The following is a 19210-nucleotide window of genomic DNA, read 5'->3' on the forward strand; positions in this document are numbered from 1 at the left end:
AAAGAAAAACGCCAAGCGATAGGGCGCTTGGCGTGAATATGACTAAGACATAGCGTAAAGGCGTGAGCGCGGATTACGCCGCTGGCTGCATTTTCGCTTGGTGATCCAAGTACTCTTCGTAAGTTCCTTTGAAGTTCACCAATTGCTTGTCTTTGATATCGATGATGTGTGTAGCCAGCGACGAGACAAACTCACGGTCGTGGCTGACAAAAATCAACGTCCCTTCGTAGATTTTCAGCGCGCTGTTCAGGGCTTCGATGGCTTCAACGTCCATGTGGTTCGTTGGTTCGTCCATCACCAGCACGTTGATGTCTTGCATCATCAACTTACCAAACAGCAGGCGGTTTTTCTCACCACCGGAACAGTTCTTGGCTTTCTTGTTGGCATCATCTGCGGTGAACAACAAGCGACCCAGAATACCACGCACCATCAGGTCATCGTGTTTTGCGGTTCGCCACTGAGAGATCCAATCAAAGATGCTCAAGTCGTTATCAAAGTCGGCGCTGCAGTCCTGTGGGCAGTAGCCGATAGACGCATTTTCAGACCACTTGATCATACCTTCGTTGTTCGCCAGTTCATTCACCAAACAACGCAGCAGGGTGGTTTTACCCACGCCGTTCTCACCGATAATGGCCAGTTTGCTGCCGGCTTCCAGTAACAGGTTACCGCCACTGAACAGTACCTCATCACCAAAGCCGTGACCCAAGTGTTCGAACTCCAGTGCCTGACGGTGCAGTTTTTTGCCTTCGCCAAAACGGATAGACGGGCTGATACGGCTGGAGGTTTTCACTTCATCCAGCTTGATCTTTTCCATGCGTTTAGCACGAGAGCTTGCCTGCTTCGCTTTCGATGCGTTGGCACCAAAGCGGTTCACGAACTCTTGCAGTTCGCTGATCTCAGCCGCTTTCTTGGCGTTGCTTGCCAATAGCTGTTCACGTTGCAGGCCAGAGGCTTCCAGGAAGTAGTCGTAGTTACCCGGGTAAATACGCAGTTCACCGTAATCAATGTCTGCCATGTGCGTACATACTGCATTCAGGAAATGACGGTCGTGCGAGATGATGATCATGGTGCACTTACGCTGCTTCAGTTCTTCTTCCAACCAGCTGATGGTGTGAATATCCAAGTTGTTGGTCGGTTCGTCCAGCAGCAAAATATCTGGGTTGGCGAACAGTGCCTGTGCCAATAGCACACGCAGTTTCCAGCCTGGCGCGACTTGTTGCATCAAACCGTAGTGGTAAGACTCTTCGATACCCGCTTGCAGCAAAATGTCACCGGCACGGCTTTCTGCGCTGTAGCCATCCAGTTCCGCGTATTCGCTTTCCAATTCAGCCACGCGCATGCCGTCTTCTTCGCTCATTTCCGGCAGGGCATAAATGCGGTCACGCTCTTGTTTAATTTCCCACAGCTTTTTGTCGCCCATGATCACGGCGTCAATCACGGTGTATTGCTCAAACGCAAACTGATCCTGACTCAACACACCCAGTTTGTGTCCCGGGGTGATAGAAACGTTGCCTGAGCTTGGCGTCAACACACCACTAAGGATTTTCATGAAGGTTGATTTGCCGCAGCCGTTGGCACCGATCAATCCGTAGCGGTTACCGTTGCCGAATTTGGCGGAAATATTTTCAAAAAGAGGCTCTGCACCAAACTGCATGGTGATGTTAGCGGTCGAAATCAAAGATGTATTCCTAGGTGATGGTTGACAGGGGATGTACTGTCAGGAAAGAGAAAATGTGCGGCAGAAAGCCGGCGGCGGATTATACAGAGGATGAGAGAGCAATGTCGAGTTGAAACACGTGTATGTATCAGCCCAAATGATAAAAAAGCGAAATGACAAAACGACTTACTCCGTTTTCTACATTCAACTTTCATATACAGAGAATATAGAGAGTTGAAAAAGATGGAGAAGCGCAGTAAGTCGTTAGGGGTAATCATGGGGCCGCTAAATTGGCGGTCTCATTATTGCCTTTTATTCTGAGGTAACTACCTTTTACTTCAGTGAAAAGGTTAGGTGGCGGGTGTACATGCCTCTAATTCTTCCCACGGTGAGTAGTCGGTCAGGCCCGGCATTTGTAGCATGGTCCACCATTTTGCTTGCCATTGTTTACCTTGATACGTGACGGTGTCACCTTCAATGTAAACCGTATGCGGTTGCCACTCGGTGGTTGGGCAGAGGGTTAATGGTTCAGGATCTTGCATCCACTCCACCAAGTCCTGATGGCTGACAAAACGTACTTGGGGTTTGCTCAGGGCGTAAGTGATGAAACGCTTCAACACGTTTTGACGTGAGGCCACCGTGGTTTCCGGCATGCCAAAGTGTTCACCGCCATTGAGCAGACCGTAGAACGCCGAGTGCAGACCCAGTACCAATGGTGCACGGTTACCGTCAAGGCGGAGATCAAGGTTGTAGCTGTAAATCGCCACCACATCATCTTCGCTCAGGCCTGCTGCTCCCCATTCTGGGGTGGTGTAAAGGTTCCAGTCAAAGTTATCGCCCTTGCCAGAAACCGGATCAAAGTAGCCAATACGGCTGGCGATTTTGTCACGCAGTGAATAGTCGAGGCCGTATTTTTCCATCTCGCTATCAGGCGGAATAATCAAGGTATGCAGTGGGATCTCCCACAGGCCAGGGTAGTTGTCGATGGCGGGTTTCCACCAACCTTCTACCGCCAGATTATGCGATGGGCTACCGTTGTCCAGCGTAAATGGCCAGTAGTTATTGGTGCCGTCTTGCTCTGGTACAATGCCCGCCGGGAAGCTGACATCATACTGAATGCCGTTGTCCACAATGGCGTTTAAGGTGTTGTCGTTGTAGGTCATGAAGGGGGCGCGGAAGCCATTCACTTCATCTACACCAATCCCGCCGTCTTCCGTATCTTTCGTCAGGAAGTCACCACATTTTTTCACTTCTTCTTGCCATTGCTCAGCGGTCATCCATGGCTGCAATGGGTTGTAATTCACTTTGTCATCCGGGTGTGAATAGGTGTGGTTACCAATATCGTAATCACGCTCGGCTAACTCGCGCCACAAGGCTTTGATTTCTTCGTTCTCCATGGCTGGCTCACAGTGCATGAAGAAGCTGGCGGTTAGTGGCTCGCCGGCAAAGTCATCGTTCCCGGCCGGGTTGTGATGGTTGGCAAGCAGATCCATCACCCATTTCAGGCCATCGGCTTCTACGTTGTCGTCAAAGCCCAGGCTGATAAACATTGGGCTGGATTGTACAGGAATAGGGGGTAACGCAGATGGGCTGACGTTCGGTTTCATTTCGTTGTCATCAGCGGTGGCGGTATGGGTCAGCGCGAACATTGCCATCGCCAGTGCGGTTTTACGCACAGGTAGGGGTGATAGGGTCACAATAAAATCCTTCTTAAATGTGTTGTTGCGGTTTTGCCGATATTACGTAACAGAGTGTAACAAGCCTGTGCAGCATGACGATTAACAATGTGATGACAGGGCGTAACTCCTGAAAGCATGTTGGTATTTGAATGTAACTAAGAGAATTATCAGAAGGTATTGGCGGTGGGTTGAACACAAAACGCCATTATCGATATCGTCAACACGAAAAGAAGTATCATTACAAAAGAGTATGTATTCCATGGTACAGAGTATAAACGGCGCTTGTGTATTTCCTCTCAGTACGGATACTGAGTGAAGAATAGTTTGATTATGTATGGTTATGAATCAGCAACGTAAATTGGATCTTAACTTGCTTCGGGTGTTTGTCGCGGCGTACCAAACGCAGTCAGTCACACAAGCGGCAGAGCAGTTGGATCTCACCCAGTCTGCAGTAAGCAATGCCTTATCTCGCCTTAAGCAGTATGTCGGCTCAGAATTGTTTACCCGTACCGGACGGGGGATCACGCCGACGCGTTTTGCTCAAGAGTTGTATCAGCAAATTCAATCCCCGTTGCTGGATATTGAATCGCTGATGAATGGGATGACGGCGTTTGATCCGGCGACCTCACAAAAGCGGTTTGTGGTTTATTGCCATGAAGCCATGATCCACGCGTTACGTCAGTCGTTGGATCGTGCGTTGGCGGCATTGTCGGTAGAAGTGGTTTTGATGGAGCCGCCATCAAGTAATGAGCAACTCTATGATGACTTGATGCTGGAAAAGGTGGATCTGATCATCGATGTGGATGCGCCAACCAGCCGGGTATTTGCATCAAAAGTGCTGACAGAAGATCAGCTCTGTTGTGTGGTCAGCGAGACCCATCCCCGTTTGCGTGAAGCGAACTTGTCAACCGCACAGTATTTGGATGAGCAGCATGTGCTGTTTAAGATGCGCCGTCATCAGTTGCCGTTTATTGATTGGCTGGTGGGGGAGTCTCTGCCTGCCCGTTTGGTGTATAGCCAGCATGCGTCATTGATTGGCATGTTAGCGGCAGTTTCATACAGCGATGCTATTGCAGCGGTACCGGTGTCTTTTGCTCAACAGTATCAAACGATGTTCCAGTTGCGGATTTTACCTTTCCCTTATGACAGCGGCTCGTTCCAGTCTCATATGGTGTGGCAGGCGAAATTCAATAAAAGCCAGCCGCATGTGTGGCTGCGAGATTGTATTGAAGCCTTGGTCGAGCGCTGATGCCTGACAGAGCCGTGATCTGATAAGTGCACATCAGGCTAAGTCTATATTCGCCAAGGAGACGCGTTAGGTGATTGAGCATGGTGCAGAACGAAAAAGCAGCGCAAAAGGCGCTGCTTGGTCGTGTGGGCTTGTTGTAATACGCTGATAAATTATGGCGTGACGATACCAAAGGCGGGATCGAAACGGTCTAGCGTGCCAAGGAACGCCTTGAAGTTGTCCTGACCTTTTACGGTAAACGAGCCATTTTTCATTGCGTCTGCCAGCGTAGTATTGCCGGTGATCAGGTTGACGAACGTTTGCTTCGACAGTGAAAGCGTCACATCGGCTTGCTTGAACTGCTTGTCTTTGTAGGTTTTTAACACCGAGTTAGACAGCTCCAGTGCGTACTGGCCGCTGGCCACATCATCATCGTTAGCCACCTGAATGTTGATCAGCGTGTGCATGCCGTCTGCCACATCCGGTTTAATGCGTACCGCCAATGACTCCAACACTGAGTAGACCGGCATGTTGCTGGCAATCGCTGTGGTATCCGGTGATGGGGCGGGTGTGTAACCGTGGCGCAATTCTTTGGCACCAATCAGGTAATAGTTACGCCATGGGCCAGATTCTGCCTGATAGCCTAACTGTTCCATGGCATCTGCTTCCAAATAACGGGCGGTCATGTTTTTCGGGTTAGAGAACGTTACGTTGTTCAATAGGGTGACGGCCCAGCGATAATCGCCTTGTTCAATGGCTTTCTGAGCAATGGTGATCACCTTCTCTTCACCACCCATGGCTGCGACATATCTGGCACCTTCTTCTGCCGGTGTCAGTGGGTTCAGGTTGGCCGGGTTACCGTCCCACCATGCGCCGAAATAGAAGTCGTACGTGGCACGGGCATTGTGTGACACGGTGCCGTAGTAGCCTCGGTTATACCACGCTTTGTCTAAGCTATCGGGCAGAGAAATAGTGGCTGAGATTTCATTTGGCGTGTAACCCTGATTCGCTAAGCGCAGGGTTTGATCATGCACAAATTTGTACATATCACGGGTTTTCTCAAGCTGTTCGGCGATGTTGTCGCTGCCCCATGTTGGCCAGTGGTGTGAGCCAATCATGATGTCTGATTTTGCTGCAAACAGATCGAGCGACTCATCGACATAACTTGCCCAGGCATTGGCATCACGGCTACGCGCGCCACGCAGGGTAGAGATGTTATGAATGGTGTGGGTCATCACCTCAGAAGCCATCAGCACGCGGTGCTCAGGGAAGTAGAAAATAAACTCCGACGGGGCTTCGGAGCCATTGGCCATCTGAAATTCCACTTCCACGCCGTCGATATCGTGCATCTCGCCGGTTTTCAGTACTTCCATTGTCTGCTCGACAATGCCCGGTTTACCGGTTGAGGTGGTTTTGCCCAAGCCGCCATCTACTTTACCGTTCGGTCCCGCTTCAATCATGTTGCCGTACATGTAACCGGCACGGCGGCTCATGGTATTGCCCGCCAGCACGTTTTCAGAAATGGAATGCTCAAAGAAATCTTTCGGAGCGATCACGGCCACTGTGCCGTTTTCAATGTCTGCTTTGTTCGTGACACCCCAAATGCCGCCAAAGTGGTCAATGTGTGAGTGGGTGAAGACGACCGCACTGACCGGCGCCTTTTCGACATGTTTGAATAGCAGCTCTAAACCTGCGCGAGACGTATCTTCTGAAAGCAGGGGATCGATAACAATCCAGCCGTGATCGCCGCGTACAAAGGTCATCACAGACAGATCAAAGCCACGTACCTGATAGATATCATCTTTGATTTTGAACAAGCCGTGCAGGTTATTCAGCTTCGCCATACGCTGCAGTGACGGGTTAATGGTGTCGATGTTGTGATCCGTATTCACGAAGTTAAACTTGGCGAAATCCCATACTACGTTGCCCTTGGCATCTTTGATGGTGTCTTCCGGCCAAGTCGCGATGAAGCCACGTGAGGCGCTGGTAAAATCGTCCGTATTGGCGAAATCTAAGGTGTTTGCAACAGCACGGTTCTTTTCGATGGTGAAAGCACTGGCCGGTTTAACGGACGAAGTAATCGCCGTCGCATCATGATCATGTGCGTTAGCGTGGCCAGCCATGGCCAGGTTACTGATAATGGCAAAAGACAGGGGAAGCAGGGTGAGTTTCATCAATGATACCTCGTTGATTCGCATAGGAATGATAACGAGGCAAATGATAAAGAAGTCACTGGTATGAAATCATTATGGCAAAATGCCTATCTGATATTTATGTTGTGAATATCGTTTTGAGAAGCGTGAAAAAGAAAACAGCAGACCCCCTGCTAATCACGAGGTCTGCTGAAAAGGCTTGTTAGCAATCACTTGCGGGGCCGATGTGAGTCCAAGCGGGGTGGCCATGAGGGCGGGCATGTTGATTCCACCAATTTGCTTGGTAAGTTTGGCCTTGGTAAGTGACCGTGTTGCCTTTCTTATATTGGCGATCTGTGTCCCAAGGTAAAGCGATCTCACTGATTAATTGCCATGGGCCTGAAAAACTGGGAGCTTGGTTTTGATTCCACCACTTGGCCTTCCATACTAATCCGTCATAACTGACCGTTTCTCGGGTGTAGGTGGTGTTAGGTTGCCATTCTGGATAGTTGCTCGCATTTGGATCGACATCACAACTTGTGCTAATGACATTCACAGAGAACATGTTGCGTGTTTGTTGAGTGCCGTCGTCGAGTGTGATCGTGATCTGATGTTGCCCTGCTTGTTGGGCTGTTAATGTCCAGACAAGTGGATCATCCGTTGACGTTATGCTGAATCCTTCTGCGGTATCAATGTGAGGGGCGAGTACGTTACCTTCCGGATCATAGCTACCGGAAAGATCCAATGTGATCGTTTGGCCGATGTCGAGAGATTGAGGTGGCGTATTGTGTTTCAGAATCGGCGGGAAGTTGCGAAGCGGTTCGGCATAAGCACTGAATGCAATCCATTCATTACCTTGCGAAATACGGTTTAGTGGGTCGCCGGATTCATCGAGAATATGAATGACATTGTCTCGGTCTGTTACGATCAATTCACTGCTGGGGTGAATATCAATATCGGTTAAGCCTGCAGAGTTGATGAGGGTTTGATGGAATAACACACCATCTTGATCATACTGGTACAGATTGCCGTCCCAACTCGCCATAAAAATTTCCCCGACGGCGTTGGCCGTGACCGCACGCGAACTGGAGGTATGCCCTAAATCCAGGTGCTTGATTTTTTTCAGGCTGACAGGTTCGAGGATATCCAGATCACCGTACACATTTTGCAGGGCGTAGAGTAAACCATCAGCCCCGACCGTTATATCAATGTAGTTCGTGTCAGTATGGAAGGCCTGTGTGCTGTCATCCGTAAGATCGAACCGGACAATCCCTTTGCTGCGTTTGGGATACGTTTCCATATCGGTGAGATAGGCATAACGTCCCAGTACCGCTAACCCGCCAAAAGTGCCGTTATTGACTGTACTCAGACCATCATAAGAGAAATGCTGCACATGGGTGGGGTATACCATCGCCAGAGAGGCATCAAATGTGCCGTAATAGACCGCAATGCCCGTTGGTGTGACAGCGAGATCGCGCAGATAATCGCTGGCGTCAGGCAGACTATACTGGGTACTGAGCAGCAATTGCCCTTGTTTATCATAGTAATGGATGTAGTCATTGGTCGTGCTGACGATATACGTATCGGTAGGCAGATGATCATACGTGTTGGCTGTTATACCACCATTATCATTCGCGCTGACATGGCCGGGCAGGGCGGCAGCGATTGTTGTAGATAGCGCAAGCAATATGCGGGGAGTGACGGTCATCCTTGAGGTCTCCTTTGTATTGAGGACAGTATCGAGTGTGGCGACACACTGTGCAGTATCGACGTTGACGTGCCACTCTAAAGAGAGTGAGTGTTAAAAGCTTGTAACGAGAGGTGGTGAGGTGACACTTTGGGGAGCGGATCGCGCAGGCATGAAAACGATTGAAACGGTAAAAGACAGAGTGTGGGATGAAGACATGTCGAACAGGTATAAGAAGGGGGTATTCCTCTGGTGCGCCATATACCTTACTATATGTCGCTGTTTTTCCCGGTTAGGTAGTATAAAAATGAAGCGTTTAGGTCTTGGGTGCGTGGCACTGGGTTTTGCTTTGATGGCGAATGCCAGTTGGGCAATGGACAAGGTAACGGTGTTTGCCGCCTCCTCTCTGACTAATGCGATGAACGATGTGGCGCAAGCCTATCAAGCAAAAACCGGAGAAAAGCCGACCTTATCGTATGCCTCCTCGGCCGCGCTGGCTCGTCAAATTGCACAAGGCGCGCCTGCAGATATTTACTTATCTGCTAATGAAAAGTGGATGGATTACCTTGTATCACAAGGTGCCATCGAAACAAGTAGCCGTAAAACATTACTGGAAAACCACTTGGTGATGGTTGCTCCGACGTCTTATCCAACCAATCATATTGCGCTGTCAGCTTCGTGGGATATGAAAGCCGCACTAGAAGGCACACGTTTAGCGGTGGGTGATCCACAACATGTGCCTGCAGGAATTTACACCAAAGAAGCGTTTACAGATCTGGGTTTATGGCAGCAGGCTGAGCCGCTGTTAGCCCGTGCGAATAACGTACGTGGGGCACTGTTGCTGGTGGAGCGTCAGGAAGCCATGTTGGGTGTGGTGTACAAAACCGATGCGATGATTTCCGATAAAGTCAAAGTGGTGAGTGAGATCCCGGATGACAGCCACAGCCCGATTGCTTATTCGCTCGCGATTGTGAAAGGGAAAACCACCCCTGCGGTACAAGGTTTCTATGACTATTTGTTGTCCGATGAAGCAGCGGCGATTTTCGCCCAGTATGGCTTCGGAGAACGCAAGTAGTGCTAACGGAGTATGAAATTCAGGCGCTGTTTTTGAGCCTGAAAATTGCCAGTGTGGCGGTATTGGTCAGCTTACCTTTTGGTATTGTGTGTGCATGGCTGTTAGCCCGCCGCCAGTTTGTGGGTAAAGCGATGTTGGATGGCTTGATCCACATGCCTTTGGTATTACCGCCCGTGGTGATTGGTTATTTACTGTTGCTGGGATTAGGCCGTCAAGGCTTTATTGGCCGCTATTTGTATGATTGGTTTGGTCTGACGTTCAGTTTCAGCTGGCGCGGCGCTGTGGTGGCGGTGGCGGTGGTGTCGTTTCCGTTGATGGTACGATCTATCCGTTTGGCATTAGAAGGGGTAGATCGCAAGCTGGAGCAGGCGGCGCGTACACTTGGCGCCAGTCCGTTCCGCGTTTTCATGACCATTACCTTGCCTTTGACGCTGCCTGGCGTGTTAACCGGCGCCATTCTGGCTTTTGCGCGCGCCCTCGGCGAGTTTGGCGCAACCATTACCTTTGTCTCCAACATTCCGGGGGAAACCCAGACCATTCCGTTGGCGATGTATTCCTTTATTGAAACACCCGGGGCGGAAGATCAGGCGGCGCGTCTGTGTGTGATTGCCATTGTGATTGCACTAGCATCATTGCTGGCATCTGAATGGTTAACCCGTCTGGCTCGTCGTCGGTTGGAGATCCAATGATCCGCATTCATGTTAAACAAACCTTGGGTGATCTGAATCTGGATGTGGATCTGTCATTGCCGATGCAGGGCATTACGGCGATTTTTGGCCGCTCTGGGGCAGGGAAAACCTCGCTTATTAACGTGATTAGCGGGCTGACAAAACCTGATGAAGGACGTATTGCGCTGGGCGATCACGTGCTGTTTGACCACCAACAAGGCATTCAGCAACCACCAGAAAAGCGGAAAATCGGTTATGTGTTTCAGGATGCACGCCTATTCCCGCATTACACGGTGTCGGGCAATTTAAAATACGGCTGCCGACATCCTGATCCGGCACAATTTGCGTCGGTCACCGCCTTACTGGGTATTGATCATCTGTTGAATCGTTATCCAGCGTCGTTGTCGGGCGGGGAAAAGCAACGTGTCGCCATTGGCCGAGCCTTACTGTCTAATCCTGACATGCTGTTGATGGATGAGCCTCTTGCCTCGCTGGATTTGCCGCGCAAGCAAGAGCTGATGCCGTATCTGGAACGGTTAACCAAAGAGGTGAATATTCCTATCCTCTATGTGACGCACAGTTTGGATGAGATCCTGCGTCTGGCCGATCATATGGTGATGATTAACCAAGGAAAGGTGGTGGTATCCGGTCACATTAACAGTGTGTGGGGCTCACCAGAAATGCGCCCTTGGTTACCGGTGAAAGAGCAGAGTTCATTGTTGAGTGCGCGTGTAAACTTCCCTCATCCGCGATATGCGCTAACGCAGGTGATGCTGAATCATGATTCGTACCTGTGGGTGAATCAGCTGCAACGTCAGCGTGGTGAATGGGTGCGGGTGCGAATTTACTCTAATGATGTCTCCATCACCAAGAAACGTCCTGAGCAAACCAGTATCCGTAATGTGTTGGCGGCCAAGGTCGATAAGATCCATCCGGTTGATCATCAAGAACGGGTAGAAGTGAGATTGCGTGTAGGGGAAACCCAATTGTGGGCGAATATCACCTTGTGGGCCGCAGAAGAATTAAATCTTCAGGTGGGTGATGCAGTATTTGCTCAAATTAAAGGGGTCAGTGTGACGCAGGATGATTTAGCGGCGATGTAACTAATAGTTACTCTGGCTTAATATTGAAAATATAAATACCGCGTCATGCGGTATTTTTTTGTCTTCATGTTCGTCATTTAATTGTGCTGAATAGTATTTTTATGCGCAAGTTTGTTTTATTTACTTTTCAAATTTTTCATTATCCTTATTTTTAATGCCTAAATTTAAAAACAGGTGCATCTCATAATTAAGGCATTTATTAAGCAGTGATGACTTTGTAATTAAATTCAATTAATACAGTGTCTTAGGTATTTATTGTGAAAGTATTAATGCTCAATAAACTGTCAGGCTTGTGTAAAAATGTCGATGTTTTAACCGCTGGATATTGAACTGTTAAGCAATGAGTCAGTATAGTGTGCCCCGTCATATCACTATTGATATATTGAAAAGATAACGCAACAGCTAGGTATATTATGAAGAAAGTCATTCCATTATTAGTATTATCCGCCGCATTGCTTTCTGGCTGTGGTGGCGGCGGTAGTTCGGATTCCTCTTCTGCGAATACGGGCGGATCCAATGTATCGAATGGCTCAGGATCAAATACAGGGTCTAATAATGGTGGTGTGACAGGCGGTAATACAGACGCTGGCGATACAACGGGGCCAAGCGCACCTGGAAATGTGATCGTGCCGGATGATACCGATTTTGCTGAGCAAATGCTGAATGCGGTTAACCAAGCCCGTGCACAGGAGCAAAACTGTGGCGGCGAAATCATGCCTGCTGTCCCTGCGCTGACCTGGGATTACGATCTGCAAGAAGCGGCATTCCGTCACTCCAGCGATATGGCTAATGGCGGCTTCATGAGCCACACCGGTTCCGATAACTCAACCCCTGATCAGCGTATTGCCGATACCGGTTACTCTGCCAATGCATGGGGCGAGAACGTGGCTGCGGGTCAGAAAAATATTCCCGCTGTGATGGCAGCATGGATGGCGAGCCCAGGCCACTGTAAAAACATCATGAATGGCAATGTGACGCAAATGGGTGCAGCCATGGTGGAAAACATGGATACACAGTATGACCAATACTGGACGCAGGTGTTTGCACGCCCTCGCAGCTAATTGTGGTGTGATAATGTGACATGGTTGCGTAAAAATGATGAATAGCAAAAAGCGGCTCAGGGTAGCCGCTTTTTTGTTTTCAATGGTTGTATGAGCCGAAGTCTTAGCAGGCACTGGCTGAGCAGCTATTCGTCTCCGCAATGATGGCAACACGACCATCAGAGAAATAGTGGCGAGATTTGGAGAAGGCTATAATTTCCCCAAAGGGAGCGTACTCGGTGTTCCAGCCTTGTTGCTGGGCGTTCTGCATCAACGTGTCGCGTTCTACGTCGGTATCGGGATCAATGGCATGCAGCAGGGTGATCAGACCTTTGTAGTGCGCCAGTTTGATGTTGTCATCATAACTGATTGCCGCCAGCCAAATCGTATTGCCTGTTTCTGCTTCTTGCCCGGCGTACCACCACCGGATGTGGTGACGTTTGAGTAAATCCCCTTTAACCTGATACGCCAACCATTGGGGCTGCAGATTCCAATAGAGATCCGAGACCGGTGGGGTGGTGTCATCAATCAGCCCCAAGTATTGCCGTGCCGTCAGTTGGTCGTTGGAAAAGGTTTTGTTTTCAATCCAACCCAGTTGTTTCATTAAGCGATCAGGGTGTTCACCTTTGTAGATGATATTGATCGGCTGAGCCTGATACACCGGCGCTAATCCGGGAAAGACCTGATAATTCAGTTCATCAAGCACTAACGCACTGTTGTCTGGTTCTGCCGTGGAGGCCATACGTGCCTGTGCGGAGGAAATCCACGCCATGTCGTAAGCCTGACTATGAAAAAAATGGTAGTAGTTCGCCCCGGCTAACGTGGTGAGCCAACACAGAATCATCGTCAGCCATTTTTTCCATTTATAACGGCGATACAACCAGTAACAGGTCGCTGATGCCGTTATGATCGCCATCAATAACAGGCTGTGTTCTTGCAGGGCGAGTACCACACTGTCCCAGCTAGGCAGTAATGCGATGCCTTGCGCCAGTAAATACCCCATCAATACAAATTGACCGACACCGATGCTAAGCCCAATGAGCGAATAAAGGGTGAAGGTTGACCAGCGCATGGCGTAACTACCAGCCAGAAATGGCATGATCCACGCCACCGGGCCGAGCAGGCGTGCCGCTGCGACCACTAATGGCCCGCGCTTTTTCAATAACAGCCGTGTGCGAGCAAGTGGGCGACGGGTTCTTTGAATGTGGCTACCCATCCAACGGCGGCCTTTTGCGCCAAAGCGGCGGCCAATCCAAAAGCTCAGTTGATCGCCCAGTAAGCCGCCACACAGAACGGCGATGACGCCATACAGTGCACCGCTACTGAGCAGGTAACCCGCACCGATTAAAAAAGGCTCACCGGGCACAAATAAGTTGGGGCCGATCAGGGCATCAAGAAAACTGCCCCCAAAGAACCACCACCAATCAACATTCGCCATGAATTACTGTGCATCCTTGTAATGGCCAAACTTGTATTCCATTTCGTTGTTGCGCATTTCGCCTTTGAAGAAGCGACGGACATTGGCTTTCAGGTACGTCATGCCCATTTGCAGAAAGCCATCTTGTTCAAGGCGACGAGGATCGAACCAGAAGCTGACCGGGATCATACGCCAGCGCCACGTTTGAGCGGCACGTTTGGCGTAATCACAGTCTTCACACAACACAATGCTTTCATCAAAGCCCCCGATCTCTTCGTGAACACGTCGGGTAGAGAACAGACACGCCCCGACAGCCGTTGGAAAGAAGAAAGAGGTAATGAACAGACCGGTGTTGAAGGCGGCGTAGCCAAGGCGATAGCTCATCGACAGGTTCTCTGCCCCCATATAGGCGCCTGCAACATCCAGTTTGCGGGAATCAAGTTCATGCAGGGCATTAGTCAGGAAAGTGGGAGAGAGGCGTACATCCGCATCCAGAAACAAGAGGCGTTCGTGGCGAGCCAGTTTGGCGCCGGTATTGCGGCCTAAGCTGGTACCGCGACCCTGCATTTTGTGCACGGTCAGGGCAGGCAACGCGTGTTCGAACCCTTGTGCGACCAGACAGGTGTTATCGTCACTGTTGGAGTCCACCACGATCACTTCAAAATCACGATGGCTTTGTTTGCTCAGATCTTCGAGTAAGCGACCAATACGTTTTTCTTCGTTCAGGGTAATAATCACAATGCTAATCGGGCTCATGGTGTACTCCATTTCATTCATGTTGGATAAGACATATCGCTTCAATAGTGCACAGTCTGCATGACAATCATTGAATGTTTACTGAGGAAAAAATTCATATTCCGTTCAGAAAGGTAGAGGAGACTGAGGGGGGGAGTAGAACAGCACTCAGTGAGGTGCTGAGAAAAGAAAAAAGCCACCGAATTTTCGTGAAGAAAAAACGGTGGCTTACGGAGTGATACGTGTTACGTGGTGGCTATTACAGGGCTGTGAACGACTCAGTGGCTTTGACTGAATTTCTTCGCAGCGGCTAATTGATAGTCTTCCACATCATGGATCCATTGAGGACGGCTGATGATCTTTGCCAATAGGAAGCAAGGTACCATAAAGAAAAAGAGTGGAATGGCTTCACGCATAAAGGTGTCTGCGGCCATGTCCTGTCCGATAAAGTAGTTGAGTGCGCCAAGGAGGCTGAAAATGATACCGAGCATGACCAAGATGGCAGAGATAAGTAGACCGAGTCCTAAAATGTCTCGCAAGTAAAGCTTTGATGCAGTCATATCCATAACCTTAAACATAAAGACGAATCTTTATACCCAAACCACCCCAGTACCCGATGGGTTGTTATCGGTAGCAAAGTCGGCTTGGGTATACCCCGCAATCAATGATTGCGTACATTGTTGCTGTCACCTTACTGTGCAGGATGTTGCACTCGCGGGCAGTACAGCGGACGTAACTCAACGTAAACAGGCAATAAGGAGCACCAATCCAGTAATTGCTGTTGCCGTTGAATTACGTACGCCGACATGCGTGTGAGCGTGCATAGCAAGGTCACTTCGGATAATAAATATACGCCGAATGGGGTAAGTGGTTGTGATGACAATCACACTTAAAAATTGCCACTGTTCAAACTGGGGATTTCTTGATTCAGGACAAAAAATAACCACAAAAGAGTGATGAATCAGGGGCTCACGCTTTATCTGCATTGCGCGAATACGCATAGGGCAAGGTGCGAATGCGTTAAATGATGTGCCAATGACGCCGTTATTCTTCAAACGCCCATTTGAACGCTTCGTAAAACATCAGCTTGCCATCTTGTTCAATGTTCTGACCATGAGACAAAATGATGCGGTCGAAAGGCCAGGTCAGGATTTCTTGTAAGGATTGGCGTAAGCGGGTTTTATCCTGAAAGGTGCGTCGCCAGTAGTAGGGCAGTGCCGGTGAAAAATAACAGCCATTGGCAATGCCTAAGGCAAGGGTGAGCAGGTTATGGGTAGGGCGTAGCCAGGACAGCGTATCACCGACGATCAAGGTGTTGGAGAGAGGATCACAAAAGATCACTTCTTCCATTTTGTCACTGCCACGGAGCAGGGTTTGGTAAAGCTGGAACTGCCAGAGATCCGGCGAGGTGGCACTTAAGGCATCATCAAAGACAAGATCCGTCCGTTTTTGTTCTAAGCCGGGCGGTGCAAAAAAGTAGGCTTGCGGGTAGGCCAGCCACCATTCGGACAGAAATAAATGATGGCCCATGTTGGGCGTGACAATGGCCTGAATGGCACCGAGTTGGCTGATCGTCAGTTGTAGTTGGGTGGTAAGTTGAATCGGGGAGTGGATCAGGAGTTGACCGTTCTCCAGCCGAATAATGGTCATGCGGGCACCGACAGGAATGCCGTTCAGTTTGAACGGCATGTCCACGTACCATAGCCTATCTTTGCTCCATTCTATCATCGGTCATCCTTAACCTAAGAAGGCGCTTCTGGGGATCAGAAGCCCATTAATTTCAGAAGATTTTCAGCAGTCTCAATGGCTTGTTGGCGATTGGCAATATTGAGCTTTTGGTACAAGTTTCGAATGTGCGTTTTGATGGTGGTTGAGGCCACATCCAGTTCGGCTGCGATTTGTTCGTTGCTGTAACCGGTGTAGATCAAGCCCAGCACTTGCCATTCACGTTGCGTCAGCGGGCTGGTGCGGATCAATTCCGGAATATCCGGCAAGTTCAGCAGCTTCTCAACAAAGTTTTCATCAAAGTGGACTGAGCGGTTGCGCTCTTTACTGGTCATTTCACGCAGTAATTGGCGGGCACGGTGCAGTTCTAACTCATTGAGCGCTTTGATGTCGACCAATTCTTGCAGCAAATCACAAATGGCTGAACCGTCACACAAGAATAACCCTACCATGCCTGTGCTGTTTGTGAGTTCCAGCGCAGTTTTGATCTGATTCAGAGCTTGTGGGCGGTTATCTTGTTGTTTACTCAGAATGGCTTGCAGCACCAGGTTACGGTTTTTGTCCGTGATCAGTTGGTGTTTCTCGCAGCTCTCATCCAGCATGGTAAAGATCTGCTCTGCACGCTCCAATTCACCCACATGGATACACGCACGGGCAATGTTACGCCATTGCAATTGCTGGAAGTGGTTGCAGGCACCGTCCGGCTCTTCGGCATGATGAAGCCATTGCTGAATACGCTCATGATTACCGCTTTGCTGCCAGTACAACAGGTTGGCTAAATCCGTATTGGCACGCCAGTCGATGTGGTACAGCGAGCGATCCATCATGCCATTACATTTTTCCAGATAACGGGCCGCTTTGTCTTGCTCACCACGGGTGATGGCAATACGTGCCAGCATGGAATAGGCGTGTAGCAGTTTGGTTTCATCGTAAGGTGCTAACACATCCAGACTTTTTTGCGCCGCTTCTTCGGCTTCGTCTAAACGGTTCCAGCACCACAGGATCTGCGCACGCAGGCGGAGTAAAAACTCATGCAGCGGCACTTGTTGCAGGTGCTGCTCTTTGACCAGTTTGAACGCTTGATCCAACAGTTCAAATGCATTTTGTACATAGCCTTGTGCCAGCAAAATTTCACTTTGTTGCAGCAGTGCCCACAGCGCTTGGTGGTAGACATGGTACTGGCGCGCCATTTTCTCTGTTTGCTGCATCATCGGCAGGGCACGGCTCAGGTTACCCAGACAGTGGTGTACTTCACCGACCACAGATGTTGCCACAATGCGGCTGCGATAGGTGGTTGACGGTAACTGTCCCAGTGCTTGTTCCGATAAGATCAGCGCGTCTTCCGGTTTGTTTTGGTTGATCGCCACTTGAGCACGCAGGGCGTTAAATTCCCCTTGTAGTGCATCGTTCAGCACAATGTTGTGTTCCGCCAGCGCCGCTTCGGTTTCGGTGATCATGTCACCGACATCATTGTACTGGTGCTGACTTTGTGCCAGCCACATGCGCAACAGGCTGAGGCGAGGGTGGGCGCAAAGGCTGTCATCCGGAATATTCGCAATGGCCGTTTCCAGCAGCGTGATCTCGCCGTGGTGGAACATATCCCACCCGTGATCGCTGAGGATCTCAATCACCAAGGCTTCGTTTTCACACTTTTGGGCATGTAACAATGCTTGTTGTGGCGAATGCTGTTTCAGCCACGCTTTGGCTGCCAACGTGTGCAGTTCTGTGCGGTGCTGTGGAATTTGAGAATAACGCTGGTGGCGCAGAAATTCTGCAAACAGGTTATGGAAGCGGTACCAGTTGTTATCGCCTTCCAGCGTGTTCAGGAACAGCCCAAAACGGTTAAGGGATTCCAACATCGCCAACGCGTCACTGCGGCCGGTCAGATCGGTCACCAATTGGGCGTTGAACATGTCCAGCACTGAACACTGCAACAGGAAGTGCTGCGTATCACTGTCGAGCAAATCAAACACTTCCTCGGCCAGATAATCCCACAGGTGACCCCGGTTGAAGTTCGCCATGGATTCGGCAGAGGCCATCAGGGTGTCCGGTTTTTGCTGGGCGTGCAGGGCAATCAGCTGCAGGGCAGAAGGCCAGCCTTCCACTTGCGTGTGCAGCGATTTTAGGACACTGACTTCCACTTGATCTGCAATGCGTTTATGGAAAAAGCGTTCAGTTTCTTCTTCGTCAAACGCCAGCAGGCTGTTATCCACTTCGATCAATAGATCTCGGATCCGCAAGTTAGCGGTACCCAGCGGCGGCAGCGTACGGCTGGTCACGACCAGCGTCAGGTTATCCGGCATGTTCTTCAGGAAGAAACGCAAGCCATCGTGGATATCGTCATTGTGGATGAGGTGGTAGTCATCCAGCACGAGGTAGGTTTGTTCGTGATAGTCGATCAGCTCACCGAACAATTCACTGAACAGGGTGGAGAGACAAGCAAACTGACGACGCTCCGCCATTGCTTGCGTTTTTAAACAGGCGTTACCTGTCGCTTTGTTGATGGATTGCAACAGGTAATTGGCAAAGCGGAATGTGTCGTTGTCATTCTCGTCGATGTTAAACCAGCCGGTATGCGAATGCTCACTGAGCCATTGTGCCGCCATGGTGGTTTTACCGTAACCCGCTGGAGAGCGGAACAAGACAAGACGGTAAAACGGAGCGGGCTCCAGTGTTTCCAACAGTCGAGGGCGCAATATAGCATTATGAAGGCGCGCTGGACGCGTTAATTTAGAGGGTATCCACATAGTCTTGCATCTTCTAAGAAGGTTTCATATCCGTTGATGCTCTCGCGTGATGATCGGCGCGTGAGGTGTGCCATGAAGAGCATGTTATGCCGTGTGGCGATTCACCCGAATTGGGAGGGACTACACGGTATTTATTTTCCCTATCACTTTACCGTTGAAAAAAATCCACGCAGCAAAACTCGCGCACTCAGCCTTAGATTTATGACAGTAATCACATATCTTCTATTTTTTTGACGATTTCATTCTCTCCGTTGCACATGGGTCTATATGTTTCTTATGTGAGTCCAGTTGCATCGAATGGGGCAGGAGGTTGATTC

Annotated in this window: 14 protein-coding genes; 5 read left to right on the forward strand and 9 right to left on the reverse strand. The window is 49.8% G+C overall.

Annotation, left to right across the window (positions count from 1 at the left end):
* Positions 1-73: 73 nt before the first annotated feature.
* Together ABT58_RS05270 and ABT58_RS05275 are read right to left on the reverse strand one after the other, a co-directional pair.
* On the reverse strand, positions 74-1678 hold the full coding sequence (locus tag ABT58_RS05270) for an ABC-F family ATPase (RefSeq protein WP_082210968.1): 1605 nt from the start codon (positions 1676-1678) through the stop codon (positions 74-76).
* Positions 1679-2007: 329 nt separating this feature from the next.
* Positions 2008-3306, reverse strand: coding sequence for a polysaccharide deacetylase family protein (locus ABT58_RS05275; RefSeq protein ID WP_047873621.1), 1299 nt, complete (start codon positions 3304-3306; stop codon positions 2008-2010).
* A gap of 370 nt (positions 3307-3676) precedes the next feature.
* Here ABT58_RS05275 and ABT58_RS05280 point away from each other — a divergent pair, with 370 nt between their 5' ends.
* Positions 3677-4585, forward strand: a complete 909-nt coding sequence (locus tag ABT58_RS05280; RefSeq protein WP_047873286.1) for a LysR family transcriptional regulator — start codon at positions 3677-3679, stop codon at positions 4583-4585.
* Between the two features lie 152 nt (positions 4586-4737).
* Here ABT58_RS05280 and ABT58_RS05285 read toward each other — a convergent pair whose 3' ends face one another.
* Positions 4738-6738 carry an alkyl/aryl-sulfatase gene (locus tag ABT58_RS05285; RefSeq protein ID WP_053062980.1) on the reverse strand — a complete coding sequence of 667 codons (2001 nt, stop codon included), beginning with the start codon at positions 6736-6738 and terminating at the stop codon, positions 4738-4740.
* Between the two features lie 181 nt (positions 6739-6919).
* Positions 6920-8404 carry a carbohydrate-binding protein gene (locus ABT58_RS05290; protein WP_047873287.1) on the reverse strand — a complete coding sequence of 495 codons (1485 nt, stop codon included), beginning with the start codon at positions 8402-8404 and terminating at the stop codon, positions 6920-6922.
* Between the two features lie 286 nt (positions 8405-8690).
* Between ABT58_RS05290 and modA the strand changes: the two genes are divergently transcribed.
* The 4 genes from modA to ABT58_RS05310 all read left to right on the forward strand — a co-directional run bounded on the left by modA (position 8691) and on the right by ABT58_RS05310 (position 12290).
* Positions 8691-9458 (forward strand): molybdate ABC transporter substrate-binding protein, encoded by a 768-nt coding sequence (modA, locus tag ABT58_RS05295; RefSeq protein WP_047873288.1) that lies wholly within the window; start codon positions 8691-8693, stop codon positions 9456-9458.
* Complete coding sequence (modB, locus tag ABT58_RS05300; RefSeq protein WP_047873289.1) at positions 9458-10147, forward strand: molybdate ABC transporter permease subunit; 690 nt, start codon at positions 9458-9460, stop codon at positions 10145-10147. Before modA ends, modB begins: the two co-directional genes overlap by 1 nt.
* Positions 10144-11229, forward strand: a complete 1086-nt coding sequence (modC, locus tag ABT58_RS05305; RefSeq protein ID WP_047873290.1) for a molybdenum ABC transporter ATP-binding protein ModC — start codon at positions 10144-10146, stop codon at positions 11227-11229. Before modB ends, modC begins: the two co-directional genes overlap by 4 nt.
* A 413-nt stretch (positions 11230-11642) precedes the next feature.
* Positions 11643-12290 (forward strand): CAP domain-containing protein, encoded by a 648-nt coding sequence (locus ABT58_RS05310; RefSeq protein ID WP_047873291.1) that lies wholly within the window; start codon positions 11643-11645, stop codon positions 12288-12290.
* Positions 12291-12393: 103 nt separating this feature from the next.
* Here the strand turns inward: ABT58_RS05310 and ABT58_RS05315 are convergent, their stop codons facing one another.
* The 5 genes from ABT58_RS05315 to malT all read right to left on the reverse strand — a co-directional run bounded on the left by ABT58_RS05315 (position 12394) and on the right by malT (position 18893).
* Positions 12394-13707, reverse strand: a complete 1314-nt coding sequence (locus ABT58_RS05315; protein WP_047873292.1) for an LssY C-terminal domain-containing protein — start codon at positions 13705-13707, stop codon at positions 12394-12396.
* A gap of 3 nt (positions 13708-13710) precedes the next feature.
* Positions 13711-14442, reverse strand: a complete 732-nt coding sequence (locus ABT58_RS05320) for a glycosyltransferase (protein ID WP_047873293.1) — start codon at positions 14440-14442, stop codon at positions 13711-13713.
* Between the two features lie 257 nt (positions 14443-14699).
* Positions 14700-14981 (reverse strand): hypothetical protein, encoded by a 282-nt coding sequence (locus ABT58_RS05325; protein WP_047873623.1) that lies wholly within the window; start codon positions 14979-14981, stop codon positions 14700-14702.
* A 484-nt stretch (positions 14982-15465) separates the two neighbouring features.
* Entirely contained in the window at positions 15466-16149 is a 684-nt protein-coding gene (locus tag ABT58_RS05330) for a DUF4336 domain-containing protein (RefSeq protein ID WP_047873294.1), read from the reverse strand.
* 35 nt (positions 16150-16184) lie between these two features.
* Positions 16185-18893: an HTH-type transcriptional regulator MalT gene (gene malT / locus ABT58_RS05335; protein ID WP_047873295.1), complete on the reverse strand. Its 2709-nt coding sequence runs from the start codon at positions 18891-18893 to the stop codon at positions 16185-16187.
* Positions 18894-19210: the final 317 nt, after the last annotated feature.

This window comes from Photobacterium aphoticum (genome assembly GCF_001029435.1).
GTDB lineage: Bacteria > Pseudomonadota > Gammaproteobacteria > Enterobacterales > Vibrionaceae > Photobacterium > Photobacterium aphoticum.

Excerpts from the sequence above, each read along its gene's own strand:
- ABT58_RS05275 (WP_047873621.1), bottom strand. The coding sequence starts at position 3,306 with ATGTTCGCGCTGACCCATACCGCCACCGCTGATGACAACGAAATGAAA.
- ABT58_RS05280 (WP_047873286.1), top strand. The coding sequence starts at position 3,677 with ATGAATCAGCAACGTAAATTGGATCTTAACTTGCTTCGGGTGTTTGTC.
- ABT58_RS05285 (WP_053062980.1), bottom strand. The coding sequence starts at position 6,738 with ATGAAACTCACCCTGCTTCCCCTGTCTTTTGCCATTATCAGTAACCTG.
- ABT58_RS05290 (WP_047873287.1), bottom strand. The coding sequence starts at position 8,404 with ATGACCGTCACTCCCCGCATATTGCTTGCGCTATCTACAACAATCGCT.
- modA (WP_047873288.1), top strand. The coding sequence starts at position 8,691 with ATGAAGCGTTTAGGTCTTGGGTGCGTGGCACTGGGTTTTGCTTTGATG.
- modC (WP_047873290.1), top strand. The coding sequence starts at position 10,144 with ATGATCCGCATTCATGTTAAACAAACCTTGGGTGATCTGAATCTGGAT.
- ABT58_RS05310 (WP_047873291.1), top strand. The coding sequence starts at position 11,643 with ATGAAGAAAGTCATTCCATTATTAGTATTATCCGCCGCATTGCTTTCT.
- ABT58_RS05315 (WP_047873292.1), bottom strand. The coding sequence starts at position 13,707 with ATGGCGAATGTTGATTGGTGGTGGTTCTTTGGGGGCAGTTTTCTTGAT.
- ABT58_RS05320 (WP_047873293.1), bottom strand. The coding sequence starts at position 14,442 with ATGAGCCCGATTAGCATTGTGATTATTACCCTGAACGAAGAAAAACGT.
- ABT58_RS05325 (WP_047873623.1), bottom strand. The coding sequence starts at position 14,981 with ATGACTGCATCAAAGCTTTACTTGCGAGACATTTTAGGACTCGGTCTA.
- ABT58_RS05330 (WP_047873294.1), bottom strand. The coding sequence starts at position 16,149 with ATGATAGAATGGAGCAAAGATAGGCTATGGTACGTGGACATGCCGTTC.
- malT (WP_047873295.1), bottom strand. The coding sequence starts at position 18,893 with ATGTGGATACCCTCTAAATTAACGCGTCCAGCGCGCCTTCATAATGCT.